Below are 5,616 nucleotides of genomic sequence, written 5' to 3' on the forward strand. Positions count from 1 at the left end.
TCACCGAGGTCTACCGACCCGACCACGTCGGTGGTGCGGAAGTAGAACTGCGGCCGGTAGTTGGCGAGAAACGGCGTGTGACGCCCGCCCTCGGCGGTGCTCAGCGCATAGAGCCTGGCCCGGAACCGTTGGTGCGGCGTGGATCGGCCGGCACGAGAACCTCGTCGTGTCCGGCCCCTCCGGGACCGGCAAATCATACTTCGTCGAAGGCCTGGCCGCCGCGGCGATCGAGTCCGACATGCGGGTCGCCTGGTTCACCCTCGAAACGCTGACGCAGACCATCGGGAAAGCGAATGTCGACGGGTCCGTCGCCCGGACCATCGCCCGGATCTGCGGCGTCGACCTGATCATCGTCGACGACATCGGCATGCTACCCGCAGGTCAGGACGCCGCAGAAGCGTTCTACCGCGTCATCGACGCCGCCTACGAACGCAGGTCCATCGCCGTGACCAGAAACATCCACCCCAGCGGCTTCGACACGATCATGCCCAAGACCCTCGCCACCGCGACCGTCGACCGGCTCCTGCACCACGCCCACCTGGTCCTGACCAAAGGCGACAGCCACCGCCTCGCCGAGGCACTCGCCGGAAAAGGAGTCCTGCCCCTGACCTAACCAAGAACCAATCTCATGCCCGCCCACCCGGAGAAAAGCTGTCCGCCCACCCGGACGCCCGACGTCCGCCCACCCGGCGATCCAAATGACCGTTGACACCGGCTAGGCCCCGTCCACCGAACCTGCGGTCTACTTCGGTGTGGAGACGCTTGTGAATCTCGCAGACGGCGGCGGGGTGCCGGCCCGCTCAGGGCAGCCGCACATCTTTGAGTTGCCGGCGGGAGGTGATGCCGAGTTTGCGGAAGATGTTGCGCAGGTGGGCTTCGATGGTGCGGGGACTGAGGAACAGTTGTGCGCCGATCTCCCGGGAGGTCGCCCCGGTGGCTACCAGCCGGGCGATGTGCACCTCGTGTGGGGTGAGGGCGTCGGTCGGGTGGGCGGTGCGCCTTCGTGGGTGTTCGCCGGTGGCGCGGAGTTCGCGGGCGGCCCGCTCGGCGAATGCGCCCGCGCCCATGTCCGACAGCAGTTGATGGGCGGTGTGGAGTTGGTCGCGCGCGTCCTGGCGCCGCCCTTCGCGGCGCAGCCACTCGCCGTAGACGAGCCGAGCACGAGCCGCGTCGCCGGCCATCCGGGACTTTCCGAGCCGTTCGATCGCTTCGCGGTAGTGCTCCTCGGCATCAGGCCCTGCGCTGGTCAGCGCTCGTGAGCGCGCGGCCAGGCCCAGCGCCCACGTGGTGCCGCACGCAACTGCGAGTGAGGTGAACTGCTCTAGTGCGAGCGCTGCTCGTGCCGGCTCGCCGGCACGGACGGAAGCCTCGATGAGCTCGGGTAGGCACGCGCTGCTGATCGACGGTTCGTCAGACCTGCACGCCCTCGTCGCCGCTTCCTGCGCGACCGAGTAGTTGCCCAACCCGTTGTGGAGCACTGCCATCGCGTACTGAGCCAGGGAGACCTCCGCGCCCTCGTCGGGGTAGGTGTCATCGCTGGCGACGGTGGCGTCGAGCGCGGTGGTCTCGGCTTGGTCACCACGCCAGGCGTGGAGAATGACGCGAGCATGGCGCAACGGCACGCCCCCGGTGGCCTGTGTGATCACCGTGGCCTCGGTGGCCAGCTCGTCGGCGCGGGCGAGATCGCCCGTCAGGACCGATGTGATGGACAGGAAGTTCAGTGCGGCGGGGAGCGTCGCCAGCGCGCCGGCCTCACGAGCGAGCTGGACGTTGCGGCTGGCCAGCACATGGAGCAGCTCGTCGTCGAGGATCGCCACGGCGTTGCGGCCGGCCAGCCACAGCCACCGGTCGCTCTGGCTGCACTGCACAGATTCCGCCTGCGGGCCGTCGCGGAACGCTTCCAACGCGAGCCGTAGACCTGGCACTCCCGCCGCACAGCCCTTGCTCAAGGTCGTCGTGAGCCCGTCGAGGAGCAGGTCCACCGGTCGCGTCGGCGTCCCGGGTGCGGGGGCGGCCAAGGCCGCTTCGGCGATGCGCGCCGCGTCACCCCCTCCGTTGATGATCGCCGCATCCAGCGCATGTAGGTAGGTCTCGCGGGACAGCGCAGCGTCCAACGGGGCGAGTGCCTTGGCGGCATCCATCAGCATGCCCGGCACCTCGGTGCCTCGGGTCAGGTGGAAGGCGATCTGGGCTCGCAATAGGTCGAGATGCGCGCGTTGCAGGGAATCCAGCGGCTCGAGCGGTGCCGTCGTGAGCAGGTCCAGCGCGCTGTCGGACGCGCCGGCCTCGTGCTTGGCGCGGGCGGCTCCCAGCATCCGCCGAGCACGGGTGGCGTGATCGGGGGTGAGGGCTGCCGCGCGCTGCAGGAATGCGGCTGCGGCGGCCAGCCCGCCACGGGCCCGCGCCCGGTCCGCCGAGCGCTCCAGCTCCGCGGCGGCTCCCTCGTCGGTGCCCAGGACCGCTTGTGCGCGGTGCCAGGCGCGCCGGTCCGGGTTGGTCTGCGGGTCGATGGCGGCGGCCAGGGCGCCGTGGGCGCGGCGGTGGTCGGGCGGCGTGGTGGCCCGGTAGACCGCCGAACGCGCCAACGGATGACAGAACCGCACCCTGGTATCGATCTCGAGCAGTCCGGCGGCTTCTGCGGGTGCGGCCGCCTCGCGGGCGATCCTCAGCTCGGCGGCGGCGCGCCACAGCAGTGTCACGTCGCCGGTCGGCTCGGCGGCGGCGACCAGCAGTAGCAGTTGGGTGTCGGGGGGCAGATCGTCGGAGCGGCGCCGGAATTCGTCCTCGACGCGATACGGGACGCTGAGGGCGTCGGGCAGCTCGAACCCGCCGGCCAGCTGGGTGGGCCGCGTACTGCGGGGGAGTTCCAGCAGCGCCAGCGGGTTGCCGCGCGCTTCGGCGACGATCCGATCGCGTACCCGGCCGTCCAGCGGTGCGCGGACCGCGGCCGTCAGCAGCATCCGGGCGTCGGGCTCACCGAGTCCGCCCAGGCTCAGCTCAGGCAATCCGGAGAACGGGTGACTGGTGCTGGCGTCGCGTAGCGCGAACACCAGCGCCACCTGCTCGGCTGCCAACCGACGTGCCACGAACGCCAGCACCTGCCCGGAAGCCTCGTCCAGCCATTGCGCATCGTCGACGAGGCACAACAGCGGCCCGTCCTCGGCGACCTCGGCCAGCAGGTTGAGGGTGGCCAGCCCGACCAGGAACCGGTCCGGCGCAGGCCCGTCGCGTAGGCCGAACGCCACGCCGAGGGCGGCCTGCTGCGGCTCGGGCAGCGGAGCCGCGCGGTCCAGCAGCGGCCTGCACAGCTGATGCAGACCGGCGAACGCGAACAGCTCCTCGGACTCCGCTCCGACCGAGTGCTCCACCCGGAACCCCGATCCGACCGCGACGCCACGGGTGTACTCCAGGATCGCGGTCTTCCCGATGCCCGCTTCCCCGCACACCACCAGCTTCCCGCTGCGTCCGGCTTGAACCTGGGCGAGCAGGTGCTCGATGGCGATGCGCTCCGCGCGCCGGCCGAGAAGGTCGGTCATTTCGTTCCATCCGAGGCTGGTTGAGGTCCGTCGGGCCGGAGTTAGGTAGTTCTCACCGACGCGAACCGCAATTATTCCTGATCTTGATCGCCGCAACAAGCCCGTGACCTCCACACGAAGCGGCTGACGAAGCGGATGCCGCAGGTCGAGGCGGGCCCCAGGCCCACGGCTTTCATCGCTGGTCAACCGCGTACCGGCCGCCCCTCGCCTGCTACTCGCACCGCCAGCGACCAGCTCGCACCCGACACGGTGAGCTGACGGTGCGAGCTAAGGCGTTCACACCGATGCGATGGTGCCGCCAGTGACGGAAGTCTTGTGCCGAAGACGAAAGGATCCGAGATGCCCGTCAACCCAGTCATCGAAGTCGACCAACTGAATGTCACCTACGGCGAGTTCCACGCCGTCAAGGACCTCTCGTTCCAGGTCGCCCGCGGGGAGCTCTACGCACTCCTCGGCACCAACGGAGCCGGCAAGACCTCGACCCTCGAGGTCATCGAGGGTCACCGGACGGTGTCGGCGGGCACGGTGCGTGTCTTCGGCAGGAGTCCCACCGACCGGCGCGCGGTACGTCCCAGGATGGGGATCATGTTGCAGGAGAGCGGCTTCGCCGCCGACCTCACCGTTGCCGAGTCGGTCCGGCTGATCGGCCGGCTCTCCGAACGTCAGGACACCGTGGCGAGGGTGCTCGATCTGGTCGATCTCGCCCACCGGGCCGACACCCGGGTGGCGCAGCTTTCCGGCGGAGAGAAGCGGCGATTGGACTTCGCCACCGCCGTGTACGGGCGGCCGGAGCTGATCATCCTGGACGAACCCACCACCGGGCTGGACATCCAGTCACGGGACGCCCTGTGGGAGACCGTTCGGCAGTTACGCGAGGACGGCGCCACGGTCGTGCTCACCACGCACTACCTGGAGGAGGCGCAGCAGCGGGCCGACCGCATCGGCCTGATGCACCAGGGCGTCTTCCGCCGCCAGGGCACGCTGCCCGAGCTGACTCAGACCCTGCCGGCATCCATCCGGTTCTCGCTGCCACCCGGTGCCCCGGCGCTGCCGCTGCGACCCGCTCCGACGGCCGACGGTTCCTACACGATCGACACGTTCGACCTTCAGCGGGACCTCAAGACGCTGCTCGACTGGGCGGACGCTCACATGGTCGAGCTGGCGGGACTGTCCGCCGCACCGACCCGGCTGGACGATGTCTTCCGCGCCGTCGGCACCGAGTCCGTACCCTCCTGACCTCGAAGGATTGCCCATGTTCCCCATCGCGCAGGGCGAGCTCATCCAGCTCCTCCGAAACCGTGCCGTGCTGATCAATAGCTTGATCGTGCCCGTGGCGGTGAGCATCTTCTTCATCAGTTACCGCGACACGTTCAGCCGGATCGGCAGCCTCGGCTACGTCGCGGCAGTGCTCATCTTCACCATCGCCGCGTTCGGTCTCTACGCCACCACGGTGACCACCCTGGCAGCTCGCCGGCAGAACCTCTTCCTCAAGCGGCTCAGGTCCACCGCCGCCAGTGACGCGACGATCCTGACCGGTCTGGTGCTCCCGATCAGCGTCATCGCGACCGTCCAGGTGACGGTGATCCTCGTCGTGTTCGCCGGCGTGGGCCGAACCCCCGCCAACCCCGCACTGGTGGCGGCGGCCCTGGCCGCGACGTTGGTGATGATGCTCGCGTTCGCGATCGCCACTGCCGGGGTCACGAACTCCCCGGAGCACGCGCAGGTCACCACGCTTCCGCTCAGTCTGGCTGTGGTCGCCGTGGCCAGTTGGGTCGGGATCACCGGCACCGAGAGCCTTGCGCTGCTGAAACGGATACTGCCCGGCGGCTCGGCCACCGAGCTGGTCGTCAACGCCTGGAACGGCGGGGTCCCACTCGCCGACTCCATCCTCCTGCTGGCGCCGACCCTGGGCTGGATGGTGGTGGCGATCGTATTGGCCGCGCGGATGTTCCGCTGGGAGCCCCGTCGATAGGCGTCGGGCCACGACAACGACGTCCAACGCGGACACCACCACCCGGTATGCGACAACAGGAGGGAAACGATCATGGGATTCATCGCCGTCGGGACCGAGAACAGCACC

The 5,616-nt window shown here is 69.4% G+C and carries 4 protein-coding genes and 1 pseudogene; 3 read left to right on the forward strand and 2 right to left on the reverse strand.

Annotated features, from left to right (window positions below):
- Window positions 1–155 (reverse strand): annotated as a pseudogene (locus ADK66_RS32455) (elongation factor Tu); the annotation flags it as partial.
- Window positions 156–166: 11 nt separating this feature from the next.
- Between ADK66_RS32455 and ADK66_RS25380 the strand changes: the two are divergent.
- Window positions 167–613: an ATP-binding protein gene (locus ADK66_RS25380; protein WP_304438235.1), complete on the forward strand. Its 447-nt coding sequence runs from the start codon at window positions 167–169 to the stop codon at window positions 611–613.
- A gap of 187 nt (window positions 614–800) precedes the next feature.
- On the opposite strand, the gene ADK66_RS25385 is transcribed toward ADK66_RS25380, so the two are convergent.
- A complete protein-coding gene (locus ADK66_RS25385) occupies window positions 801–3,536 on the reverse strand; it encodes an AAA family ATPase (RefSeq protein ID WP_053659584.1) in 2,736 nt (911 codons plus the stop codon).
- Window positions 3,537–3,875: 339 nt separating this feature from the next.
- Between ADK66_RS25385 and ADK66_RS25390 the strand changes: the two genes are divergently transcribed.
- Both ADK66_RS25390 and ADK66_RS25395 read left to right on the forward strand, forming a co-directional pair.
- On the forward strand, window positions 3,876–4,772 hold the full coding sequence (locus tag ADK66_RS25390) for an ABC transporter ATP-binding protein (RefSeq protein ID WP_053659585.1): 897 nt from the start codon (window positions 3,876–3,878) through the stop codon (window positions 4,770–4,772).
- 16 nt (window positions 4,773–4,788) lie between these two features.
- Window positions 4,789–5,508 carry an ABC transporter permease gene (locus tag ADK66_RS25395; RefSeq protein ID WP_053659588.1) on the forward strand — a complete coding sequence of 240 codons (720 nt, stop codon included), beginning with the start codon at window positions 4,789–4,791 and terminating at the stop codon, window positions 5,506–5,508.
- Window positions 5,509–5,616 lie beyond the last annotated feature (108 nt).

It is taken from the genome of Micromonospora sp. NRRL B-16802 (assembly GCF_001279555.1).
Classification (GTDB): Bacteria; Actinomycetota; Actinomycetes; order Mycobacteriales; family Micromonosporaceae; genus Micromonospora; species Micromonospora profundi.